Annotated in this window: 23 protein-coding genes; 10 read left to right on the top strand and 13 right to left on the bottom strand. The window is 43.3% G+C overall.

Translation table 11 applies throughout. The annotated features are described in order from the left end of the window. The first annotated feature begins 8 nt into the window (after positions 1–8). Both AC1TO9_RS15605 and AC1TO9_RS15600 read left to right on the top strand, forming a co-directional pair. Positions 9–764: a hypothetical protein gene (locus AC1TO9_RS15605; protein ID WP_482056428.1), complete on the top strand. Its 756-nt coding sequence runs from the start codon at positions 9–11 to the stop codon at positions 762–764. A gap of 134 nt (positions 765–898) precedes the next feature. Beyond that, positions 899–1687, top strand: a complete 789-nt coding sequence (locus AC1TO9_RS15600) for an IclR family transcriptional regulator (protein ID WP_482056429.1) — start codon at positions 899–901, stop codon at positions 1685–1687. A 98-nt stretch (positions 1688–1785) separates the two neighbouring features. Here the strand turns inward: AC1TO9_RS15600 and AC1TO9_RS15595 are convergent, their stop codons facing one another. The 13 genes from AC1TO9_RS15595 to AC1TO9_RS15535 form a co-directional block, all read right to left on the bottom strand. Continuing rightward, positions 1786–3018 carry a hydantoinase/carbamoylase family amidase gene (locus tag AC1TO9_RS15595; protein ID WP_482059776.1) on the bottom strand — a complete coding sequence of 411 codons (1233 nt, stop codon included), beginning with the start codon at positions 3016–3018 and terminating at the stop codon, positions 1786–1788. Beyond that, positions 3008–3553 carry an L-2-amino-thiazoline-4-carboxylic acid hydrolase gene (locus AC1TO9_RS15590; RefSeq protein ID WP_482059775.1) on the bottom strand — a complete coding sequence of 182 codons (546 nt, stop codon included), beginning with the start codon at positions 3551–3553 and terminating at the stop codon, positions 3008–3010. The genes AC1TO9_RS15595 and AC1TO9_RS15590 overlap by 11 nt, the downstream gene beginning before the upstream one ends. Positions 3554–3575: 22 nt before the next feature. After that, complete coding sequence (locus tag AC1TO9_RS15585) at positions 3576–4283, bottom strand: ABC transporter ATP-binding protein (RefSeq protein ID WP_482056475.1); 708 nt, start codon at positions 4281–4283, stop codon at positions 3576–3578. Positions 4284–4300: 17 nt separating this feature from the next. Further along, a complete protein-coding gene (locus AC1TO9_RS15580; RefSeq protein ID WP_482059774.1) occupies positions 4301–5077 on the bottom strand; it encodes an ABC transporter ATP-binding protein in 777 nt (258 codons plus the stop codon). Continuing rightward, entirely contained in the window at positions 5077–6015 is a 939-nt protein-coding gene (locus AC1TO9_RS15575; RefSeq protein ID WP_482059773.1) for a branched-chain amino acid ABC transporter permease, read from the bottom strand. Before AC1TO9_RS15575 ends, AC1TO9_RS15580 begins: the two co-directional genes overlap by 1 nt. Positions 6016–6045: 30 nt before the next feature. Next, on the bottom strand, positions 6046–6918 hold the full coding sequence (locus AC1TO9_RS15570; protein ID WP_482056434.1) for a branched-chain amino acid ABC transporter permease: 873 nt from the start codon (positions 6916–6918) through the stop codon (positions 6046–6048). A gap of 93 nt (positions 6919–7011) precedes the next feature. Then, positions 7012–8139 (bottom strand): ABC transporter substrate-binding protein, encoded by a 1128-nt coding sequence (locus AC1TO9_RS15565; protein WP_482059772.1) that lies wholly within the window; start codon positions 8137–8139, stop codon positions 7012–7014. 238 nt (positions 8140–8377) lie between these two features. After that, positions 8378–9247, bottom strand: coding sequence for a metallophosphoesterase family protein (locus AC1TO9_RS15560; protein WP_482059771.1), 870 nt, complete (start codon positions 9245–9247; stop codon positions 8378–8380). 54 nt (positions 9248–9301) lie between these two features. After that, positions 9302–9643, bottom strand: coding sequence for a DMT family transporter (locus AC1TO9_RS15555; protein WP_482056437.1), 342 nt, complete (start codon positions 9641–9643; stop codon positions 9302–9304). After that, a complete protein-coding gene (locus AC1TO9_RS15550; protein WP_482059770.1) occupies positions 9633–10427 on the bottom strand; it encodes an HAD family hydrolase in 795 nt (264 codons plus the stop codon). Before AC1TO9_RS15550 ends, AC1TO9_RS15555 begins: the two co-directional genes overlap by 11 nt. A gap of 14 nt (positions 10428–10441) precedes the next feature. After that, complete coding sequence (locus tag AC1TO9_RS15545) at positions 10442–11788, bottom strand: ABC transporter substrate-binding protein (protein WP_482059769.1); 1347 nt, start codon at positions 11786–11788, stop codon at positions 10442–10444. 52 nt (positions 11789–11840) lie between these two features. Further along, positions 11841–12683, bottom strand: a complete 843-nt coding sequence (locus AC1TO9_RS15540) for a carbohydrate ABC transporter permease (RefSeq protein WP_482059768.1) — start codon at positions 12681–12683, stop codon at positions 11841–11843. A gap of 25 nt (positions 12684–12708) precedes the next feature. After that, positions 12709–13533 carry a carbohydrate ABC transporter permease gene (locus AC1TO9_RS15535; RefSeq protein ID WP_482059875.1) on the bottom strand — a complete coding sequence of 275 codons (825 nt, stop codon included), beginning with the start codon at positions 13531–13533 and terminating at the stop codon, positions 12709–12711. Between the two features lie 260 nt (positions 13534–13793). On the opposite strand from AC1TO9_RS15535, the gene AC1TO9_RS15530 reads away from it, so the two are divergent. The 8 genes from AC1TO9_RS15530 to AC1TO9_RS15495 all read left to right on the top strand — a co-directional run bounded on the left by AC1TO9_RS15530 (position 13794) and on the right by AC1TO9_RS15495 (position 24686). Continuing rightward, positions 13794–14384 (top strand): GbsR/MarR family transcriptional regulator, encoded by a 591-nt coding sequence (locus tag AC1TO9_RS15530; protein ID WP_482059767.1) that lies wholly within the window; start codon positions 13794–13796, stop codon positions 14382–14384. A 407-nt stretch (positions 14385–14791) separates the two neighbouring features. Beyond that, a complete protein-coding gene (locus tag AC1TO9_RS15525) occupies positions 14792–18007 on the top strand; it encodes a DEAD/DEAH box helicase (RefSeq protein WP_482059766.1) in 3216 nt (1071 codons plus the stop codon). A 110-nt stretch (positions 18008–18117) separates the two neighbouring features. Then, the gene (locus tag AC1TO9_RS15520; protein ID WP_482059765.1) at positions 18118–18894 is read left to right on the top strand and encodes a DeoR/GlpR family DNA-binding transcription regulator; all 777 of its coding nucleotides are present in this window, start codon (positions 18118–18120) and stop codon (positions 18892–18894) included. 253 nt (positions 18895–19147) lie between these two features. Further along, positions 19148–19933 carry a phosphonoacetaldehyde hydrolase gene (gene phnX / locus AC1TO9_RS15515; RefSeq protein ID WP_482059764.1) on the top strand — a complete coding sequence of 262 codons (786 nt, stop codon included), beginning with the start codon at positions 19148–19150 and terminating at the stop codon, positions 19931–19933. Positions 19934–19968: 35 nt separating this feature from the next. Next, positions 19969–21108 (top strand): phosphonoacetaldehyde reductase, encoded by a 1140-nt coding sequence (locus AC1TO9_RS15510; RefSeq protein ID WP_482059763.1) that lies wholly within the window; start codon positions 19969–19971, stop codon positions 21106–21108. 35 nt (positions 21109–21143) lie between these two features. Next, positions 21144–21971 carry a metallophosphoesterase family protein gene (locus AC1TO9_RS15505; protein WP_482059762.1) on the top strand — a complete coding sequence of 276 codons (828 nt, stop codon included), beginning with the start codon at positions 21144–21146 and terminating at the stop codon, positions 21969–21971. A gap of 62 nt (positions 21972–22033) precedes the next feature. Then, complete coding sequence (locus AC1TO9_RS15500; RefSeq protein ID WP_482056446.1) at positions 22034–23677, top strand: ABC transporter substrate-binding protein; 1644 nt, start codon at positions 22034–22036, stop codon at positions 23675–23677. An 88-nt stretch (positions 23678–23765) separates the two neighbouring features. Beyond that, on the top strand, positions 23766–24686 hold the full coding sequence (locus AC1TO9_RS15495; protein ID WP_482056447.1) for an ABC transporter permease: 921 nt from the start codon (positions 23766–23768) through the stop codon (positions 24684–24686). Position 24687 lies beyond the last annotated feature (1 nt).

Genomic DNA, 24687 nt, shown 5'->3' with positions numbered 1-24687 from the left:
AGTTGCTTATGTTTGCACCGCTAATGAGAAAAGATTTGCATACAATGAATATGAAGAGATCACTGACTATGCAGCTTTTACTACTAGGAATGTTTGTGGTTCTCTCCATTGGTCAAGTGGGGGGAGTGGAGCAAAGTCTTGGGCTGAATATTGACGGTTTAGTACCGTTGCTACATACTCTGAATGAATCGCATGAGTACAGAAATATGCTATCAAATGCGTTGATTGCTGTTGGATTCCATACCTCTATGATTGTATTCTGCCTCTATGTAGGTATCCCTCATTTACTACAATTCTTCACCAAAGAAAAAAGTGAAAAAAATCTAAGTTTTTTATTTGTTGCGGTATCTCATCCAACAAAAGTTATTGTTGCGGTGTGGCTGTTCGCTATGATACGAGTTCTGACGATGAGCTTAATTAATGGAGTGATCATATGGTTACTATATACTGTTCTTGGATTTCGCTTTGTTTGGAGCATAAGCGTCGTATCCTCCTTTCTCACTATCATTCTAGGAATAGCGGCGTTCTTGTATTTAGCTAATTCTATCGTCTGGGCAACGAACGGTAGCGAGATTGTACTGAAAGTTTTTCGTATTCTGGCTTTGATCGGTATCGTTGCGGCTTTTCCGGCGGTCAACTTTTTGCAGATGAATTTCAGCTTCTTAGATTTTCGCTATACAGCAGGAAGCTTACTGTTATGCGTTATTACTGTAATTATCTCTCAACTACTTTCTAGGCTCTTTCGTAAGGAAAGAACAGTTTAAATCTCTGCGTTCTTATGTTGAAATAACAATCACTATCTTGTTATATTATCGAAATCCTATTGACATTATCGGAAAAACCCCTGAACATAGTGACTATAGTAAAAATTACAAGTCATTTTGTGGAGGTTATCATATTGAATGAGAAAAAACCTCGCCTGATTCAATCAGTAACGCGGGCGCTTGATATTGTGAATTGTTTCGATTCCTTGAATGTTCAATTATCTCTCACCGAGATTAGCGAGAAGCTAAATTTAAACATCAGTACGGTATACGGCCTTATTAATACACTTTGCGCCTATTCATACATTGATAAAAATCCGAACAACGGAAAATACAGACTCGGCCTAGAATTTCTGTTGAAGGCGAATCTAGTTTCGAATAGTTTAGACTTAAAAGAAATCGGTCATCCCTATTTAACTGAATTGACCAAAAAGTATCATGAGACATCCCATTTAAATGTTTATCAGCATGAACAAGTCTTTTGCGTCGATAAGGTAGAATCGCCTAACAACTATTTCATTATCAGCTCGAGAGCAGGTAGCAAACTGCCAATGTATGCTTCCGCTTCGGGCAAAATATTTCTAGCCCATATGTCAGAGGTCGAACTGCAAAGTTTTCTGCAAAACTATAAATTAACCAAGCTAACGGAGAAAACAATGACGGATAAAAAGACGCTGATGAACAGTTTGCAGCAAATTAGAGAGCAGGGGTATGGGATTGAGGATGAAGAGATCGAGGCAGGCGCTTATAGTATAGCCGCGCCCGTCAAAGATGCGGCAGGGCAAATGGTCGGCACGATTAGTATGATAGGCTCCTTGGCCCGTATCAAGGAGAACGAGGAGCTTATTCGTACGGATTTGCTCGCGGCAGCCCATTCCATATCGAATCAATTCGGTTATCAATTGAAGCCAATTCATAGTTAATTTTAAATGATAGAAGTATATACGCAAAAGTCCCCTTTGAAATGCTATGTGCATCAAAGGGGACTTTCGGATTCTTCATATAACACCCAGCATCAATACTATCCGTTCGCCAATTGAAGAAGTGTATGATAAAGGACTTCCGTTCCAATCCCGCAGTCATCCTGAGAGCTCCATTCCTCCGGAGAATGACTGATTCCTTGCTGGGAACGGACGAATATCATTCCGATCGGCCATGATGAGCTGAACTGCATACCATCATGACCGGCACCGCTCACCACATTCGGTAGACTTGAAAGTCCTACTAATCTTCCAGCATGGGCAACGGCCTCGCGTATATTAGCGGAACAAGGTGCTGGAGCTACTCTTTGCAACAAGTCAATCTGGAATTCGATATCATATTTCTCGCAAACTTGGCTGACATATTGCTGAATCCGGTTTTCTAACAAATCTCGGGCTGACTCATCAATATCTCTCAAGTCCAGTGAGAATTGAACCTGTCCTGGGATAATGTTCACCCCTCCTGGTACGATCTGAAACTTGCCTACCGTAGCTACTGCATTCGTAAATAGCTTCGCTTCTTGGTAAATATAACTTAATATATCCGCAGCAGCCTGCATGGGGTCTCTCCGCATGTTCATTGGTGTCGCTCCTGCATGTCCTGCTTGACCGGTTAATGTGAACTGTTGCCACAGCGGACCAGCAATCCCCGTCACAAGTCCTACCGGTTGATCGTGGTTCTCCAGTACTTTCCCTTGTTCAATATGCAGTTCAACGTAGGCGTGGACTTCATGCGATTGTTTAGCAGCTTTACCAATCCGTTCGGGTGCTAAGCCTGCTGCCCGCATGGCTTCAGCTATGGATATGTGCTGCTCGTCCTGATGTTCCAAATCCTCTTGTCGCAAAGTTCCGGCCACCGCACGACTCCCGATCATCCCGAATCCGAATCTGGAACCTTCCTCATCCGTAAAAGCGATCACTTCAATCGGGCGAATAGTCTCTACTCCGAGCTCCTGCATATGCTGAAGTGCTTCGATAGCTGAGAGTACGCCAAGGGCGCCATCGAACTTTCCTCCGTCTCGAACCGTATCGATATGAGACCCGGTCAGAATGACAGATGAACTAGAGTCTGAGCCTTCCCGGCGACCGATAATGTTCCCTATAGCGTCTTCGCGAACAGTAAGTCCGGCTTCCTTCATATATGCGATGACCAGATCCTTGGCGCGGCGCTCATCCTTGGTAAAAGAAAAGCGGGTAACGCCTCCGTTATCCCGCACTCCGATTTCACCCAACGCCATTAACCTCGCCCACAAGCGGTCGGAATTAATCTTCATTGTCCTCACTCCCAGAATCCTTCTCAGATGTCTTCATCTGAAACCTGAAATGGCAATTCCCATCTTCGAGCAAATATTTATCATGCACCACTTCGAAATCCGGATTATAGCCTTTGGCAATCGCCGGATCAATCATCTGGCAATATAGAATCCCATACTCTTCCATTCCATCGGCCTTCCACTGATCACCGAACGCACATTTCGTGAAATTTTGCTCGATTTCAACGGGATGGTACTCTGTTTCATACTCGAATAGATCACTTCGTCCCATATCATAGTTCGGCAAATAATTATCAATATCATTTGGCTGTCCAGCAGCAGCGGCTCGACGAGCAATATCCCGTCCCCGTTCCTCACCGAAGGTACGCACCCCTTCGCGAATAGCATCTCTTCCTTCTTCTCCGAAACGATCTACTACCGACTTGGAGAGATGAGCAAACAACTTGGCCATAATCGTATACGGTGATGCTGGCTCCAAACTTTCGTCATGATTCAGGTTTTTCTGTGTTTCTTCATGCTTGTCTTCTTTCATCATAAGACGCCTCCCTCATTAATCTCTAATTGATTCCTAAATAAACGGATTTCACGATATCATTATTCCTCAATTCAGCAGCTTCTCCTTGGACGACAATGCTACCTGTTTCCATCACATATCCTCGATGGGCTGCTGCTAGCGCCATAGTGGCATTTTGCTCCACTAGCAAGACGGACACACCATCCTTGTTAATTTGCCGGATAGCTGTAAATATTTCCTTCACAATCAAAGGAGCCAATCCCATAGAAGGCTCATCTAGCAGTAGTAGTTTCGGTCTAGCCATCAATGCGCGGGCAATCGCAAGCATCTGCTGTTCTCCGCCGCTCATCGTCCCAGCCAGCTGTTTTCTTCGTTCGGCAAGACGTGGGAATAATTCAAGCATATGTTGAATGTCAGAGGCGATTTCCGCTTTATCCTTGCGGACGTATGCCCCAAGCTTAATATTTTCAAACACAGTCAAATCTGGAAAGACTCCTCTACCTTCAGGAACTTGTGAAATGCCACTTGCCACAATCCGGTGGGGCTCAAGCTTTGTAATGTCGTTTCCTTCGAACATAATCTGTCCTTGGATGCCCTTATTAAGGCCGGAAATGCTGTGCAGTGTCGAGGTTTTACCAGATCCATTCGTACCGATTAATGCAACAATCTCCCCATAATGAATACGAAGACTCATCTTTTTCACTGCCGTAATTACACCATAATTGACACTTAAGTCTTTGATTTCAAGAATCACTTGGCTGTCATTTATCAATCCCAATCGACCTCCCCGCCTAGATAAGCGCTAATGACGTTAGGGTCATTCTGAATTTCCTTCGCTCCGCCTTCAGCGATCTTCACACCATAATTTAGAACGATAATTCGATCAGAAATGTCCATAATCATACCGATGTCATGCTCGATCAACACAATTTCAATGTTAAATTCGTTGGATAGTTGTCTGATCTTCTTTATGAGCTCCACCTTTTCTGACGCATTCATTCCCGCAGCCGGTTCATCCAACAGCAGAATTTCACAGCCAGTGGCGAGTGCCCTGGCAATTTCCAGTAGCCGTTGCTCCCCGTAAGGGAGGCTTCCGGCAAATACGTCAAGCTTGTGCGCGAGACCAACCACTTCTAGCTTCTCAATACATTCTTGAACAATGGCAACCCGTTTGCGATTTGCTGAACCGAATGAAAAGACGGACTCTAGCAGGCTTTCTCCATTACACTGTGAATGAGCAACGAGGACATTTTCCAGCACGGTCATGTTTTTGAGCAGCCTCGTATTCTGGAATGTACGCGCAATGCCAAGATTGACTCTTTTATAAGGTTGTAGTTTGTTGATAACCCGATCTTTGTAAATGATTTTTCCGGAAGTAGGCTGATAAATGCCGGTCAGTAGGTTGAATAGCGTTGTCTTCCCGGCCCCGTTCGGTCCGATGATGGATAAAATTTCGCCACGGCGCACATCCATATCGACCTTATCTAAGGCAATCAGCCCACCGAATTGAACCGATACCTTCTCTAATTCCAGCACCTTTTCCATCACTTGTCCTCACCTTTCTGTACCATGCCGTAAAAGTTGTACTTCCGGTGCTTCTCACCCCAAAATCCGGTAGGCTTGAAAATCATCATTAGAACAATCGCCAGCCCCATCAACATCATTCTGTAGTCACTCATATACCGAAGGAGTTCGGGTGCGAGCACTAGAAGGGTAGCACCTAGAATTGAGCCTGGAAGACTGGCTGTTCCGCCCAAAATGACCATAGCCAAAATATTAACCGAATCTAAATACCTGAAGGCATCTGGGCTGACAAAGGAAATGTAAGATGCCCAGAAGGCTCCGGCAATTCCAGCAAAGAAGCCTCCCACCGTAAATGCGAGCAGCTTGTACTTGTTTGGCCGAATGCCGATCGATTTCGCAAGTGTCTCATCTTCACGAATGGTGAGCAGACTTAGACCAACTCCTGAATGGACAATTCTATTAATTACGAAGAATGTGATTAGAACAAGAACTAGAATCAAGTAATAGAACTCTATCTTTCCGCTAAAAGTGTATCCAAACAGGGTTGGTGCTGGAATGCCGGGAATGCCCATAGGACCGCGAGTGACATCGATCCAATTGACAAATATCAATCTCACAATTTCACCAAATCCCAGCGTAACAATACCTAAATAATCCCCTCGTAGTCGAATGACCGGAGTTCCCAATAAGAAACCGAAGAATCCTGCAATGACAGCGGCAGCAGGAAGCGCGATCCAGAAAGAAAGTTGAAAATGAATCATTAGTAGCGCCGCAGCATAAGCTCCAATACCATAAAAGGCGGCATGCCCAAGCGCGAATTGTCCGGCGTATCCGATAATGACATTGAGGCTCATCGAAAGGATAGAGAATATCCCGATCATGATGACAATATGCATCCAATAATCATTGATTTGCTGCAGCAATAAAGGCAGGATAATCAATAGTGCAGCCATTGCCATTTTTATTTTTTTATTCCTCAAGTTTATCACCTACACCTTGTTAATATCTTTTTTGCCAAGTATGCCTGTCGGCTTGATCAGTAGCACAATAATAAGAATAGCGAAAGAAATGACACTCTTATATTGTGAAGAAATATAGGCACCGCCCAAGGTTTCAACAAGTCCGAGTAGAACTCCACCAAGCATAGCCCCAGGAATATTCCCGATCCCCCCAAGAACTGCAGCTGTAAAGGCGTTAATCCCTGCCATATAACCCATGCTAGGATATACCGCATTGTAGTAAATACTCACCATAATGCCCGCGCATGCGGCAAGTGCGGAACCTATTCCAAATGCAATGCTGATCATACGGTTTGTATTAATTCCCATCAATGACGCGTTGGTTAAACTCATCGAAGTAGCTCGCATCGCTGTTCCTGTTTTGCTCTTTTGTACAAACAATTGCAACCCGAGCATCAATACAAAAGACAGAACCAAAATTAGAATTTGAATCTCCGAAAAGGTTACACTACCGAGCGTAAATGTACGGCTGCCAAATGTAGTCGGAAAAGGACGCATTTCTGTTCCCCATAACTTCTGTGCCAGGCTGATCAGAAAAGTAGATACCCCTAGCGCACTGATTAGAGGAACAATACGGTCTGCCAGGCGAAGCGGTCGATATGCCAACCGTTCAATGATCATTCCAAGCACAGCGGTTACAACGGCAGACGACAGAAAAGCGAGATATAACGGCATGTTGAACTCTTTCATGAAGAATAGTCCAAGGAAGCTACCCATCATAAAAATATCACCATGAGCAAAGTTAACGATTTTCAAAATGCCGTAGACCATCGTATAACCAAGAGCGATCAGGGCATAAATGACCCCGATCGTTAAACCGTTTGTTAATTGTTGAAGGAGCATAATAATATCCTTTCGAAGCCAGGGAGCAGGAATGAAATTTCTATTCCTGCTCCGAATTTGCTAATGTAATGTTTATTTATAATCCTTATATTTCTACTCGAAAAGTTCAAACTTCCCGTCTTGAACCGTCAAACGTGAAGGAATGGTTTCAACATCACCATTGGCATCAAAGCTCAGTACACCAGTAGCACCCTTATAATCTTTCAACGTTTCCAAATAAGTCTTGATACTCTCCCGATCTGCACCCTTTTCCTTAATCGCTTCAATGACAACTGAGGTAGCGACATAGGAGTAAGCAGCATAGGTATCTGGTTTGCTGTTATAAGCTGCTTGATAATCATCGGCAAATTTAGTTGCCGCTTCATTATCTCCACCTGGATAGAAGAAACCAATCAGTTTTAGCCCTTCCACTGAGTTTCCACCGAGTTCAAACAATGCTTCAGAATAGAGGCTGTCGACACCAATAAAGTCCACGTCCAAATTTAACTTTTGTGCCTGTTGAGCAATTAAAGCAGCTTCATTGTAAAAGCCGCCAATAAAGATCGCCTCGGGTTGCTTGTCCTTGATCTTCGTTAAAATAGTGCTGAAATCTTTATCTCCGGGATTATATGCTTCCGCAGCAACAATATTAATGTTGTTATCCGGAGCTGACTTTTGATAGACATCGAGTAAGCCTAACCCAAAGTCAGATTGCTCATAGATGAGTGCGACATTGCTATAACCTAACTCTTTAGACCAGTCTGCCAAATAGTCTGCCTGAAATGCATCTGTCGTAATAACACGGAATGTGTACTCACCCGCATCAGTGACACCAGGAGCACTTGAAGACGGTGAAATTTGTACAATTTTATTCTTGTTATAAACCGGAGCCGTTGCTAGTGTAGCAGAGCTGTTGAAATGACCGACCACTGCCAATACACTTTTATCCGATACTAATTTGTTAGCTACATTAACCGCCTCATTAGAATCTCCTTTATCGTCCTGAATGACGATTTCTACATTCTTGCCATTAATTCCACCTGCATCATTAATTTGCGTAGCCGCCAGTTCAGCACCGTTCTTAAAAGCTTGCCCATATTGCGCCTGAGTTCCCGAAATCGGAGCTGCAAGTCCAATCCGAATGGTATTACTCTCAGCCTTCGATCCGTTGTTTCCAGAACATCCAGCTAACAGACTTACTAGCATTCCTGCCAAAATGACTATCAAAAATGATTTTTTCATTATTATCCCCCTAGTAATTAAATTAATCCTATGAATTAAGTATGATTTAAGTATATTGATTTAATTTGAAAAAGCAACAGTTATTTTTGTATAGTCAAAACTGTTTTGACATTGTCATAGTTGATCCTAGAAAATGGGAGTTGTAAACGAAAGACATCTCTGATATTACAAAAAATGAGTGTTGCCCATAAAATCTAAGGGCAACACTCATTTTTGTAATATCAGTTATAAACATATCTCATGACGATGATGCGGGAAGAAAACCTACCTCATACTGAGCTGTTTCAATCCAACTCCCTGTCATGAAGTTTCTCCCTCGAACAAGCACCTTGTTACTATAAATCTCTACATAGTATCCTTGGCTACCTGTCTTATGTTCATCCTCATTCGTCCACAAATAGGCAACGGAAGCGGAATTGAACATCGTAGCGGTCTTACCAAGACCGGGGTAGACGGTGTTATCTACCTCAAGTTCCCAATGGGTATGTCCGGTGAACAATAGAATCTGGGGATATTTCGATAGAATAGCCTTTAATTCTTCGTCTTGTGTTACTCCATACCATGCCTGGGACTCCAGCGACCCTGCCACGGTATCTTTAAGGGGCTGGTGGAGGAACAGAAATATCGGCTTATCCAGTGATGACTGCTCCTCTAATTTCTGTTCAAGCCATTGAAGTTGAGCGTTCGAGAGATCACAGAATGTACGTAGTCCTTTTTCTGTTCCAAGAAAGATATAGTGGTAGCCATCAATCCAGTGGTCATGGTAAGGGGCCGTCATTCCAGTCTGGGATTCATATAATGCTAAGCGGGACTCCCAATCGCCCAGCCCTACATCATGATTACCTAAGGTGAAGGTGATGGGAGGGATCTGCCCCTCATAGACATTTATGATACGGAGCATTTCTTCGTATTCTTTAGGAAATCCATGGTTGGTAACATCTCCAATATGCATGATGCCACTGCTGCCTTCACACTGGGTTGCAATATCTCGGAGCGCGCGCTCAAAGTTGAGGTTATACTCATGATTTGGGTCGTCCGTGACATGTGTATCCGTAATGATTTGAAAGGTGGCAATAGGTTGTTCTTCTGTTTGTTCGTTCATGCTCATTCGTAAGATCCCCCTTAAATTATGCACCAATAAATTTGACTTTTTGCGACGATTTTAATGACTCTTACCGCTAATATTCAAGCCTACGATGCCAGCAACAATGACTAATATCCAAAGTAAGGAGGATAAAGATATCTTTTCTTCAAAGTATATCGTTCCAACCAAGGAGATAAGGATGATTCCAGCCCCTGACCATATGGCATAGGCAACACCGACTTTAATAGAGGTAAGTGCATAATTAAGCGAAGTGAAACTGATCCCATAGAATAAGAACATGAGTACAGATGGCCATAGACGGGTAAACCCGTGAGATAATTTCATCGAGACTGTTCCTGAAAGCTCGAATAGAATGGCTATAGCAAGAAAAATCCATGCCCACATGCCTTCAATCTTCACCTGGTAATTCCCCGATTCGTAACTCTGCATAGGATTGCACGATGATATCTGCGTCAGGAAGAAAGCAGTTTGGTTCTGAATCGCTAGAAGTGCCAGTAATCCCAATAGCTACGGATGCACCAGCCGCCTTAGCCATTCGCATATCTCCGTTAGTATCGCCGATAATCGCTACCTGAGATGGATCAACGGATAATGTCTTACAAGCAAGGTGAGCCATGTCCGGAAATGGCTTCCCACGACTGACACGGTCCGTTCCTATGACCGCAGTGAAATAACTACGTATTCCAAGCCAATTCAAGTGTTTCTCCGCCGCCGCAGTTTCATCAGCGGTCACTACAGCTAGCGGGACGCCAACGCTTGCGCAATCGTCAAGAAAACGTAGAAGACCTGGAAGGGGAAAAGTAGGCCTCTTCCATTCCAACATGGCATCCGCCTCTTGTCGACAGGTATGAACAAGTTCCATAGATTCGGCCCAAGATAATCCGAGTTGGTAACCTTGCCATGAAAGAATAGTATAGATATCATTCATTGTTCCCATAGCCAATGGACCGTTACGGTCATAATCCGTAATGTTTCCATGGACATTATGAATGGTCCCTAATAAGGAAGGGAGTTGATTCCTGGGCATCACAAGCCCTCTCTGCTCCATGGATTCGATGAATTTACCCAGTATATATTCACTCCAGCTCCCCCATAGGGATACGAAATCAAGCAATGTCCCATCTTTATCGAACAGGATCGCGGAAACGGAGTGACTCCCTTGTGGAGTCATGAGTTGAGACATCGTGTTGTCCACCTTTATTTCAATTTGTCTAGCGCCGCCTGTGCTATTTGCTTCGCTTCTTGAAGTACTTCTGCTGCTGGAATATTCTCGATCTGTAATTTATCTGCTGCGATTGTTAGCGCATCATTAATTTTGCCACCTGTAGGGTCTTGGAATGGTGCGGAAGCATGAGACGCCTGCGTAAGTGGAATTGTGATTTGTGGATTGCTCTGACTAAACGAGATGAACGCAGGATCTTCTGATGCAGATTGGCGAACAGCAATATATCCTGTGTTAATAGACCAGGAGGCTGTATTCTCTGAGTTCGTAAAGTAGCTAAGCCACTTCATGGCTGCTTGCTTATCAATATCACTTGTATCGGAGGGGATACCAGCCATTAAAGCTTCAGCTGTCGGCTTCCCTTCGCCGTTTCCTGCCCAACCCGGCTGTTCCATCGCGGATACTATATTGAAGTCCAGATCGCCTTGATCCCCGCTAGAGCCTGTGTATCCTGCAGCTTGTCCCTTCATTACGTCATCAATCGTTTTGTACCAATATTCCCAGCCTTGACCACCATAATGAATCCGCATAATCTTATCCTCGTGAATCCATTTGCGGAATAGATCCCAAGTCTGAATCCACTCAGGAGAGTCAATCATGACTTCTGTTCCATCCTCACTAAGAATGAGGCCGCCTTTGCTCAGTGAAGCATCAATCAAGTTGGCTGCGCCCCACATCGGTTCCCATCCGTAAAAGGTTGTTTTATCGCCATTTTTGACTGTCATTTTCTCGGCAGCAGCAGCTAAATCTTCCCAAGTCTTCAGTTTGTTCGCATCAATGCCATTCTCCTCAAAGGTATCTTTGCGATAGTACATAACTTGTGTTGTCCCGTACATCGGAAGAAAGTATTGCTTGCCATCAACTTGTCCTTGAGTTAGAAAGGTCTGTACAAAATCCTCCTTATTGAAATCAGGTTGCTGCGCAATAAGTTCATCCATAGGAGCGAAGTATCCTTTACGGGCCCAGTCTATATTAGAGGAGAGCACTGCAGCGGGGACCTGTCCTGTTGCGATAGCTGCTTGTAGCTTCTGCTCGGTTTCGGTATAGTCAGCCTGCACAATGCCTTTTACAATGACATCCTGTTGCGATGCATTGAATTTTTGAATGAGTGCATCCATATTCTCGCCAAGCTTGCCGCCCAGTCCGTACCAGAATTCAATCGTTACTGGTGTATTCGTTGCAACGACTGCCTCCTTAGAGCCAGATGCTGTCTCTCCGTTTGTTGTCGTAATATTATTTGTACCCGAATTTCCACCACAAGCCGTTAATAGTGTGAATCCAGTAATTAAAGATAACGCGGATAACTTCTTGAATACGTTCATCATCATTCTCCTCTTTGTTCATATCTAGAATGCTTGTACCTATAATGTAACTTCACCCTTTTGTAGAACCTGCGGTCATGTTGACACTTTGCATAATTGTTTTTTGGGCCACCACAAATACAAGGAGCAAGGGGGCAATGGTGAATGCACTGGCGGCCATGATTAGCGGCCATTTCAATCCGTAAGCACCTCCTTCAACGAAGAAACTTCTTAGACCGGCAGATACGAGCTGCAAACTAGGATCTTTCGTAATCAGCATCGGCCAGAAATAATTATTGTATTGGTCAATGAAGGTGATGAGGGCGAGCACAGCGAAGGAAGATCGTGTGATCGGAACAATAATGGTCCATAGAATACGCATATGTGAAGAACCATCTACTTCTCCTGCCTCCACCAGTTCATGAGGAACCTGAAGGAAAGCTTGTCTGATCAAAAAGATAGAGAACACACTTACGCAGTTGGACAAGATCAATCCGGCATAAGAATTTAGCAAATGTAATTCGGACAAGATGAGATACCCGGGTAAATAGACTGCTGTAGCAGGAACCATATAACCGAACAAGATCACGCCTGCGAATAGTCCCTTCAAGCGGAAACTCATATGCGTAAGCGCATATGCCATCATGCCGGAATTAATAACTTGCAGAATAACGATACAGGTGGCGACGAATATGCTGTTACCCATGTATCTGAGGAACGGTGCTTCGTTCCAAGCCTCTAGAAAGTTCCCCCACAGAGGTGCTTCCGGCCAAAGAGTAGGGGGCGACTGCCAAATTTCATCGTTAGTTTTCAGTGCACTGGTTATCATCCAATAAAAAGGAAAGGCCATGATCAGAGCAAATACGGCAAAAGTTAGATGGCGCATCAGTCTCCCCAAATTGGTTATCTTACTCATTCGTTCGCCTCCTTTATTGTAGGTATTATTGATAATGAGTAGTTTTTTTGCTGACTCCGAGCGAGAATATGGAAAGTAACATACACATGAATACAAGCACCATCGCTACGGAAGAAGCCTCCCCGATCTGGAATGATTCGAAGGCGGATTGATAATACATATACAACAAAGTACGAGTGGAGCCTGAAGGTCCCCCCTGTGTAAGTACGTTAATTTGGTCATAAGCCTGAAGTGCTTGAATGACCTGCACAATAAACAGGAATAGTGTGGTTGGCGATATTAGCGGCATTGTGATGCGAATGAATTTCTGAAAGGGGTTTGCCCCATCAAGATCTGCTGCCTCTAGTAGATCAGAAGGTACGTTGCGCAGTGCGACTAAGTAAAATATCATAGCCCAGCCTACAGATTTCCATATCGTCACGATAAGTACACCGACGAGGGCCCACTTGGGATCATGAAGCCATCCGATTGTTTCTAATCCCAGAAAGTTAAGCACTGTATTGGCAAGTCCGATATCGGGCTCATAAATCCAAGACCAGACGATGGAGACGGCTACGGTCGGCGTAACCCAAGGAGAGAACAACAACACTTGATAAAGGGTGGAGCCTTTCATCTTGTTACTCATTAGAAGAGCTAGACCTAGTCCAATTAGGATGACTGGCAGCACGCTTCCTAGACAGAACAGCAAGGTCACTTTGAGTGCTTTATAAAAGGCGGGATTGCTGAAGAGATCCATATAATTGTCTAATCCGACAAATATCTTTTCTGGGCTCATGAAATCCCATTCCGTAAAGCTAAGGTAGAATACATACAATAGCGGTGCTAGCCAAAATATAACGAACGGAATCATCGCTGGTAGTGTGAAGAGTACTGGTTTCAAACCATTTATAAATCTAGAGCGTTTCACTTTTCTGAGAACCCCATTCCCTCATCTGTCTTTTGCGGTATAATATGGTGGAGATATCCTCTGTTCAAAATAAATTGTACACTCATTCGAGAACGGTATGGTTAAGCGAACGTAAACAGCGATAAGTAATTGTGTAAAATATAGAGGAATTGCAAAGACACGCTTCTGTTTTGTGTAATATAGAATGATAGACTCTAATGGGAATGAAGGTGTATCTATTGAAACAGCTAGCTTTTGATGAAAAAAAACCAGATTTATCTCCACGGGAGCAGTTACTGCGTCCGATGATTGATGCCATTGCCCAAACCATGGATTTATATGGGGCGAATTATTCATTCGGACAGCTCTATGGCATTATGTTATTTGAGGATAGACCGATGACACTTGAGGAAATGAAGAATATTATGAATATGAGTAAGAGCAATATGAGCTATGGAGTCCGCTCGCTAATTGCTTCCAAAATGGTTACTAAACTTGAAGAGAAGCGTGAACGAAAGGATTTATATGCTGCCGAAACGAACTTTTTCCAGACCTTTAAGAACTTCTTTACTATGAAGTTGCAACGGGAGATTGATGTGATGAGAGAGGCTCTAGAAGTCGTAATTCCTAAACTCGAGGAACTGATACAGGCCGCAGACACTTCGGAGGAGGAACGACAATACTGTCTTAAAGACCTAGACAAGCTACAGCATTCGGTTCAGTACTATAGTTGGCTACAGCAGTTTGTAGATGGGCTTCAAGAGGGGGATTACTTCGGGGATTTACCCAATGGATTTATGCCATTCCAAGAATAGTAGAGAGAATTTATTTGAAGGAGCAACACACAGGAAGAGACAGAAGAAGGAATAGTTGCATAAATGGTACTTACTAAGAAGGAAAAGGCTGGTGGGAGAGAAATAGTTGCACAAACGACATTTAAAACAGGCCAAATAGTGAGAATGGACGACTTTCCAGTAAATAGATGTCCTTTATGCAACTAAACTTAGTGATAGGGGAATATGGCCGAATTTAAATGTACCCTATGCATCTATTCGTGAGGGGATGCGGTTGTCTTCACTTTTTTGCTACCTTGGATCGTCTGCCATTCTGGAAATAATATGGTGCATGTATGCCAATAATTAAGTTATCAATAAATTGAGAGGATGGAAATCTGTTATCATAAGAATGAATGCCAAGCCCTTTCATTAGGAGGATAAAATTAGTGAATGTTCAGTTGACCCCAAGCCTCATTAAGCTATGGTGCGGAAAGACCTCCTACGATAAAGGAGAAGCCTACCTTAAAGCTAGCAAAGTGACTTTTACATATACAGATACTGAAACTGGATTATATAAAGCGACCGTCAAAGGAAAAAGTAGTGAGCAGGTTATGGTAAAAACAGATTCTAGTGGAGAGATGTATGCCGAATGTACATGTCCCACATTATCCTCATATGAGCTTTACTGCCAACATATCGCTGCGGTACTACTGAATATCCATGAACTACAGCAGCGTGAGAGTGAAGATGGATTCGTAGAGACTTCGAGTGGAGAGAATCAACTGGCCCAATCGATATTGGATCTGTTCACAGATAAGCCTCGTCGTTCTAGCCGTGCAAGGACTTATTTCGATTCAAGAACACCCCTTCAAGTGGAGTTCACTTGTAGAGCGGTCCCTTACGGATATGACAAGCTCATGTTCGGTATGGAGATCAAGGTTGGAATGAGTCGGCTGTATATTGTAAGGAACGTCAGAGAGTTTCTTGAAAGAATTGAACGGGGAGAGACGTATGCGTTCTCCAATCATTTTACGTATGATCCGGAGATCCATAGCTTTTCCAAAGAGAATGATGAAGTGATTCAACAGCTCCTTCTTATGGATAACAGCGAAGAGATGTATCGCCAATCTTCAACCCCTAGTGACCGAATCGTAATGATACCTCCATTGTACTGGGACAAGTTGGTGCAACTATTATGTGAGGCTCCTAAGGTGAAAATGGCACAGGGTGATAGAGTGGTCGATGGGATACAACTATCCGAGGGGGGAATTCCGCTTCAGTTCGAATTTAACCATTCTCGGATCGAAGGGTACCACTTGGATGTTGAAGGGTTGGATAGCATTACTGTCATGGAATCATACGGAGTTATCCTGTTCGAAGGAAGGTTAGTGAAGCTACCTTTGGATGAATGTAAGCGACTTGCAGAACTCAAGCATATGATTGGGAAGTCCCACAAGCAGATCATCCAGATCCCACAAGAGCAACTTGATCCTTTTATGGAGAAGGTCATCCCTGGACTAATGAAGCTTGGGAACGTGCATATTGCCAAGACTGTTTCCGAACGGATGGTACAGACTCCTCTTAAGGCTAAGCTGTATTTGGACCGTGTGAAAGATCGATTGTTGGCAGGATTGGAGTTTCAATATGGCAGAGTCATCATTAATCCTCTGGATGAGGAGAATCGCCAACCGCAAGGGGATCATATTATTCTGATACGGGATGGTGACCTTGAAAGAAGAATCCTCGAACTGATGGAACGAAGCACATTTACTAAGACGGAAAAGGGTTATTTCTTGGCTGATGAGGATGCCGAATATGAATTTCTATATCATATCGTACCGCAACTGGAGCCAATGCTCCAAGTATATGCCACCACCGCTGTGAAATCGAGAATTCACACAGGTCTTACGGCTCCCAAGGTCGTTGTAGATATGGATTCAAGACATGATTGGTTAGAATTCAAGTTCGATATCGAAGGGATTCCTGAGACGGAAATTCGTAACCTATTGAAGTCGTTGGAGGAAAAGCGTAGATATTATCGATTGCCGAATGGGGCTTTAGCTCCACTTGAGAGTGAGAAGTTTCAAGAGATTCTTCTTTTCATGAACGAAATGGGTATCGGTACAGGGAAAATGGTAGGCTCTGAGATCCAAATACCCGTCGTTCGTGGGCTGCATATGATGGATGATCAGAATAAGGGTAAGGCCGTTAGCTTGGGCAAATCATTTCGTAGACTGCTTGAGAACATGCGTAATCCAGATCTGCTGGACTTTCCTGTTCCTGAAACACTGAGTAAGGTACTTCGGGATTATCAGCAATATGGTTATCAATGGATGAAAACGTTGGCTAACTATCGATTTGGAGGAATATTGGCAGATGATATGGGGCTTGGAAAGACGTTGCAAAGTATTGCATTCATCGTCTCCGTACTACCTGAGATTAGAAAGGACAAGATCCCAGCAATCATTATCGCACCTGCCTCTCTTGTATACAATTGGAGGAATGAACTGAAGAAATTCGCGCCAGAAGTTCTTACAATGATCGTTGATGGTACGCAAGAAGAACGCAGTCGTGCGTTAAATGATGTGTCAGGGGTAGATGTGGTGATTACCTCATATCCGTTGTTACGCAGAGATTTGGCGCAGTATATTGGATCTACATTCCACACGCTGATCCTGGATGAAGCACAGACCTTCAAGAACCATAATACCCAGATCGCTCAGACAGTGAGAAGAATAAAGGCGCGGCATCGTTTTGCCCTTACGGGAACGCCCGTGGAGAATTCAATTGATGAGCTGTGGTCCATCTTCGACGTCGTCTTTCCGGAATTGTTCTCAAATAAAAAAAGCTTCGCTAACTTATCCCGCGACAGCATAGCGAAGCGAATTCGCCCGTTTATACTTCGACGTCTGAAGAGTGATGTATTGAAGGAACTGCCGGATAAGATCGAGTCTGTACAGATTTCTGAACTGCTACCAGATCAGAAGAAGCTATATATAGCTTATCTAGCTGAGCTGAAGCATGAGACCGTGAAGCATCTGAACGAGAATAGTTTCCAGAAGAATCGGATTAAGATTCTAGCTGGTTTGACGAGACTTCGCCAGTTATGTTGTCATCCCGCTCTGTTCGTCCCAGACTATGCGGGTAGCTCGGCTAAATTCGAGCAACTCATGGAGACGATTGAGGAATGTCGGAGTGCAGGCAAGCGGGTATTGGTCTTCTCACAATTTACGGAGATGCTCGGTTTGATCAGTCGAGAACTTACCAACCAGGATGTATCCTATATGTACTTGGACGGTAAAACCCCAGCTTCCGAGCGGGTAGAGCTGTGTAATCGATTCAACGAAGGTGAGCAAGACGTGTTCCTCATCTCATTAAAGGCGGGCGGTACAGGTCTGAATTTGACTGGAGCAGATACGGTGATCCTCTATGATCTTTGGTGGAATCCTGCGGTGGAAGAACAGGCTACGGATCGCGCACATCGTATGGGGCAGACGAAGGTCGTGCAAGTGATTCGTCTTGTGACTCAGGGGACGGTGGAAGAGAAGATGTATGAACTTCAACAGAAAAAGAAGAACTTAATTGATGAAGTGATTCAGCCAGGCCAGCAAGCGTTGTCCGCATTCTCGGAGCAGGAGATTCGGGAGATTCTGATGATCTAACGATATAATGCTAGATTAACTTTACGTAACGATATTAAACTGGTATTATACAGCTAGATATTGCATAAAAGAGCTTGAAACAGCAAGAAAGAAAGTGGAAGGGTGTTTGTATGCTATCTCCCGAAAGACATAAGTTGATTCTAATGGAGCTGGAATCTAAAGGAAATGTCTCGGTAACAGAGTTGAAACAGCTCTTGAATATCTCGATCGACACGGTGCGAAGAGACTTGGATTATTTGGAACGACATGAAAAGTTGAAAAGAATCCATGGAGGCGCGATATCGGTAGATGACATTTCAACGAATCAGGCATTCATGAAAAGGAAAATCGTGTTCCTTGAGAGAAAGCAGGAAATCGCTGGAGTTTCCATGAGGTTTGTAAGGGAGAACCAGGCTATTTCTTTGAATGCGGGAACAACGAATATAGAAGTTGCAAAGCATTTGGCTGCCCATTTCGATCATCTAACAGTTATTACAAACTCTTTAAAAATAGTGGATATTTTAGCGAAAAAGTCAGGATTCACAGTTATTGTTCCCGGTGGGATACTGAATCATGATGAGTTGTCCCTATATGGTCGATCTATTGAAGAAGAGATTAGCCGGTTTAATATCGACATTGCGTTTATTAGTATCAATGCTATTTCTCTGGAAAAAGGCTTAACGGATTTCCGACAAGGTGAGTCGGAAGTCATTAATGCGATGATTCAAAGTGCGAAGCAGACCATTATTGTGGCTGATTCAAGCAAATTTGAGACCGTTTCCTATATCAATATTTGTAGCCTAGAGCGGATTCATGCGATAGTAACGGATACTCAAATAGATAAACAGCTACTAGATAGATACCAAAAGAAACATGTAAATATCGTGAACGCTTACCTCGAGAGGTAGGCGTTTTTTTCATAGTCACTTTTTCACTAAGAACGCCATTAGAAGTCACACAAAAATTGGTTAAATTGAGTAGCACATGTGGGGAATCGAGGGGGTGCTCTATTTTCATGTTATCACATAATTAAAACAAGCATATAAAAGCATATAATTGTATTAGTTATGTAAAATAAAGCAAAAACTATTGAAGTTACTGTTTCCTTTACTTATACTGTGGATGTAAGTTAACGATGATAGGTATTGGAGGACAAAAATAATGAATAGAATACAAGCTGTTATTTTTGATTGGGCAGGGACTGTGGTTGATTATGGCTGTTTCGCACCCATGCAAGCATTCATAAAGACTTTTGAAATAGGAGGCATTCCAATTACGGTTGATGAGGCGAGGGCTCCGATGGGACTGTTGAAACGAGAACACATTCAAGCGATTCTCCGTATGGAGCGGGTGAACACGGCATGGGTTGAACATTCCGGAAGTTATCCGACAGAGGCTGATGTGGACTCATTATACGAAACATTCGAATCATTATTGATGGAGTCCTTGCAGGATTTCACGGACCCGATTCCCGGCGTTATTGAAGTGGTCGATCAGTTGCGAAATGCTGGCATCAAGATTGGCTCCACTACAGGATATACGAAGGCAATGATGGAGGTAGTGGCGCCCAATGCTAAGCGAAAGGGCTATGCACCGGATTTCTTAATCAGTTCAGATGAAGTGAAAAGGGGGCGCCCATTCCCTTATATGATCTATCGCAACTTCGTCGAGTTGGAAGTATTTCCACCAATAGCTGTAGTCAAGGTAGGAGATACCCTGTCAGATGTACAGGAAGCGAAAAATGCAGGGGTTTGGAGCGTTTCAGTCATTAAAGGGAGCAGCGAGCTTGGACTGACACAAGCGGAGGTTGAAGCTATGGAAGAAGCTGAACTACGGGAGCGAATGGATACGGTTCGCCGAAGATTTGAGGAAGCGGGAGCTGACATGGTGATCGAAACGATGGATGAACTTCACGGTGTCATTGAGTCACTTGAGCGTAGGTTATGAATTTGGGCTTAGAGCGAGAAAGGAATGTTGGATGAATGAGTCAATTTTATAACCCCGTAACGATTTACTTCGAATCTAATGCCGTTGAGCAGCTAGCTACTTCTTTATTGGAGAGATATAAGCATGTGAATCGCGTGTTGTTACTAACGCGAGGCAGTGGAGTTGAGAAGAATAACTGCTTAAGACCCATGATGAATGCGATTGAAGGAAAAGAAATTTTGTTAAAAGAGCTTGAACTGGCTAATCCCGATCTCGTTGATATTCTAGACTTAAAGAACGAACTAGGTGGTTTTAAGTTTGAACTTATTATAGCTATAGGTGGCGGAAGTGTGATGGATGTGGCGAAAACGCTATCAGCTATCCAACGGATAAAGGTAACCACTACAGCAGATGTACGCGCAGCGATTGTCGAAGAGCATTATCGCGAACAAGGGCAAGTCACACCATGGATCGGCATCCCAACGACATCGGGTACGGGTTCAGAGGTAACGAGCTGGGCGACCGTGTGGGATCAAGAATTAGGTACTAAATATTCAGTTTCCGATGAAAGGTTGTATGCGAAGTACGCAGCTATTATACCTGAATTGACAGCTACGTTGCCACTCCGTTTGAGCGCATCGACCGCCCTGGATGCAATGTGCCATGCGACAGAAGCCTATTGGTCTGTTCATACGAATCCAATCACTCGCATTTATGCGCTACAGGCGATTGAACGAGTGCGGATATTTCTCCCACTACTTAAGGATGATCAGAACAATCCAGAGATTCGACTGCAGTTAGCGTTGGCAAGTGTATATGCAGGACTTGCATTCAGCAACACGAGAACAACGGCATGTCATTCCATCTCGTATCCATTAACATTGTTGTATGGGATAGAGCACGGAATAGCAGCGAGTATTACGCTGGGTGCGGTGTTGCGGCTGAATCAATTCGCATTGGTCGAGCCAGAGAAGCTACTCGAAGCTTTTGGTGTTGAGAAGCCTGAAGATGTTCAACAGCAAATTTATCAAATCTATAAATTGTATAGTATTCCATCTCGGCTTGGTGAGTATGGGGTCACCGCATTAAATATCCCTAATATTGTGGGACGAGCCTATACTAAAGGGCGTATGGATAATAATCCAGTAGAAATTACAGCAGAACAGCTTCACGATGTTCTGATCACATTGCTCTGATTTCATCGGAAGACGGGAAGGGGATATGAAGACGCATGAGATTAGTTCTAATGAGCGATTTGCATTACTCACGGATGGAGAATGGAACTAAACAAATGCTGGAGGCTAGAGATAAGGTATACAGTACCTTGCTTGACAAGTTCTTGGATATCGATGCGGATATACATATTTCCTTAGGCGATCTTACGCATGAGGGACATCCTGAGGAATTTGGTAATGTGTTCGAGCGAATCGGCAAGAGTGGGCGAAACTTCATATTCATACTTGGTAATCATGACTCTTATGTGATGCTTAAGAGAGATGTTATGGAGCTAACCAGACAGCAACGATATCGATCCATCGATACAGAACAAGTCAGACTCATCTTTTTGGATACAACGAGAGAAATGAACCGCGCCGAATGGGGTGGAAATATGGATCAGGAGCAGTTGGATTGGTTGCAATCTGAGCTTAAGGAAGCCGGTACGAAACCGGTTCTAATATTCGGCCATCATCCCGTGTACGATACAACCGCCCGTTCCACAATGACTCCATACTGTATTCATCCGGGCATCGATATGCGGACTATTTTGAACCAAAAGAAGGGTCAGGGTTTCTACTTCTGCGGTCACAACCATGTCAATTCAATCGTTCGTGAAGGGGAATGGTACTTTATCCAATCTGCTACATGTCTGAGTACGCCTACCTTCCGTGTAGTCGAATGTTCTGAAGGCCAGATCAATATCGATCTCATAATGGTCGATGATCACGAACTCATGAATCACATCGCAGGTTTTGATACGAAAATGCCTGGCTTTTCAATAGGTTTGGACGTACGGGAGAATAAAGGAGATCGACATCTACTGGTGACATCCCGTTTATAATGCGTTTAAAGATATATAAAACTATCAGTATCAAGAATACTAATTCAGAAGGAAGTGTAACGATGAATCATGTTATCAGAAGAAGTCTCATCCTCATGTTTGGTGTAATATTACTTGCTATAAGTGTGGGTTGCCAAGTTCAGACAACAAACACTGCGAATCAACCAACACCAGCTGCACAAACAGACGAAACGAAATCAACAGAACCGGATCAGGAGAACGAAGCAACAACGGATATAGAGCATCTGCGAATTGGGGTTCACTCCTTCACAGCAGGTTTAGAAGCAACTAGAACTTCCAATGCAGATGCGCAATATCAATACAATATTTACGATACATTGATCCTGAGAGATCCCACTTCAGAGAACTTGAAGTTCCTTCCAGGGCTTGCTGAGAGCTGGGAACAACTAGAACCATCGGTTTGGCAATTTAAGTTGCGGGAGAATGTGAAATTCCATGACGGTACGATCATGGATGCAGAGGATGTCGCCTTCTCGCTGAATCGCATATTTAAACAAGAAGATGAGAGATTTTTGAATGCTTATGGAAGATATTTTAATACTTTCGATAGCGTCGAAGTCATTGATCCAAACACGGTCAACATTCATATGCTTAAAGCCGATCCACTCGTTGAAACGTTCCTCTCAGACCTTAGTGGTGCAATTACTTCCAAGGAATATGTAGAAAGCGTAGGCTTAGATGCAGCGGATCAGATGCCAGTAGGCGCTGGACCTTATAAAGTCACTTCTTTCGTTCCCAAGAAGAGCTTAGAAATAGAGAGATTCGACGAGTATTGGGGAGAGAAGGCTCCTATTAAGAAAGTAACTTATACGTATATCCCTGAGATATCATCACGAATTACAGCTGTGGCCAATAATGAAATTGATATGGCTGTGGGTATTCCACCTGATCAAGAACCAGCTCTAGTGAATCAAGGTCAGCTTAGACTAGTTGGAGCAAACTGGCCGTTATATCATGTGTATATTCTGAACATGAGTAATCCGGTTATGGCAAATAAGAAGCTTCGTCAAGCACTTGATTTAGCAGTTGATCGCGAAGCATTAGTTCAATCATTATGGGCAGGTAAAGGAGTTGCACCAACCTCATTGCAATTTCCTGACTACGGCGATATGTATATGCCAGATGTGAAGACAGTGGAATATAACGTAGAAAAGGCAACCCAATTGGTGAAAGAGTCTGGATATGATGGGACACCGATTGTGATTACTATTCGCTCCGAATATTACACGTATGGTGATTTAGCCGCGCAAGCTGTTATCGAAATGTGGAAGAAAATTGGTGTTAACGCTAAGCTAGTGCAGGTTCCAGATGTGAATAAAATCGAGGATTCAGAAATCATGATCCGTTCTTGGTCCAACCCACTTTATTATCCGGACCCAATGGGAGTTATGGACGCATCCTGGTCAGATACCATCTGGGTAAGTACACGTAATTTCTTTACACCAGAGAATAAAGACTGGTCTAGTGCCTTCGAGACAGCTCGTTTCTCTACGGATAAGCAAGAACGTAAAGACGCATATAAGAAATTACTCGAAATTGCTAAGGATGAAGCAGGATTTATATTACTGTATAATCCATTTGAATATTATGTGATGCAAGAGGACATGAACTGGGAACTCCCTGAGAATTTACGCGCAGAGACTATTTCCCTTCGTGCAGGACAGATTAGTCGTACGGAAAAGTAACATTCACTAAATGTAGCTACTATGCAGGGATGGGGGCCATTCCTGCATAGTCGTTCATTTATAACCACATGAGGAAGCAGTGATTTGTTTGTATAAATTTATCATACAAAGAATCGTGAAGGCTTTTCTAACGATAAGCGTTGTATTCATATTTGTATTTGTTGGAGCTCGGCTTACGGGTGATCCAGTTAGTATCATGTTTCCAGAAGGAATAACCGAAGAACAACATCAACTATTAAATGCCAAATACGGATTGGATAAACCAATGATTATTCAATTCAAATTATATATACAGAATGCTTTAAAAGGTGATTTTGGAAATAGCATCCACGAGAACCGTCCAGTAACCGAAATATTCTCAGCGGCGGCAGCAGAGACTGTAAAGCTTGGGATATTAGCATTTGGGTTTAGTATTGTAGTGGGTGTGGCAATTGGAATAATTTCTTCTTTGAATCCCCGCAGCCTATTCTCAAGGAGTTTAATGATGCTGGCGGGTGTAGGATATGCTATTCCAAGCTTCATTATTGCGATTCTGTTGATTCTTATCTTTAGTTATCATTTAAACCTATTGCCTAGCATGGGAATGGGTTCTATAGCAAGCTACATTATGCCAGTGATCGCTCTATCGGTTCATCCGATCTCTTCGATTGCAAGGTATGTAAGTACAAGTCTAATGGTAGTATTATCACAGGATTATATTCGAACAGCTAGAGCTAAGGGGCTTGGAGAGCGTTTAGTTATCCTAAAGCATGCTTTTAGAAATACACTTATTCCTCTAGTGACGGTCATCGGAATGCTAGTGATTGATATTGCCGGTGGATCGATTGTTGTAGAAACGGTATTCTCCTGGCCAGGTATTGGCAATCGACTCATTGATTCAGTAATGGACAAGGACTTCCCTGTTATTCAATTTGGCGTCGTTTGTTTTTCTTTTGTCGTCATCGCTACAAATCTCGTAGTAGATATACTTTATGGGGTCATTGATCCGAGGATCAGGAAGGCGGGATAAG

The organism is Paenibacillus sp. Y916, assembly GCF_056786435.1.
Note: the sequence above shows the minus strand (reverse complement) of the source record. Positions and strands in the feature narration are given on the sequence as shown.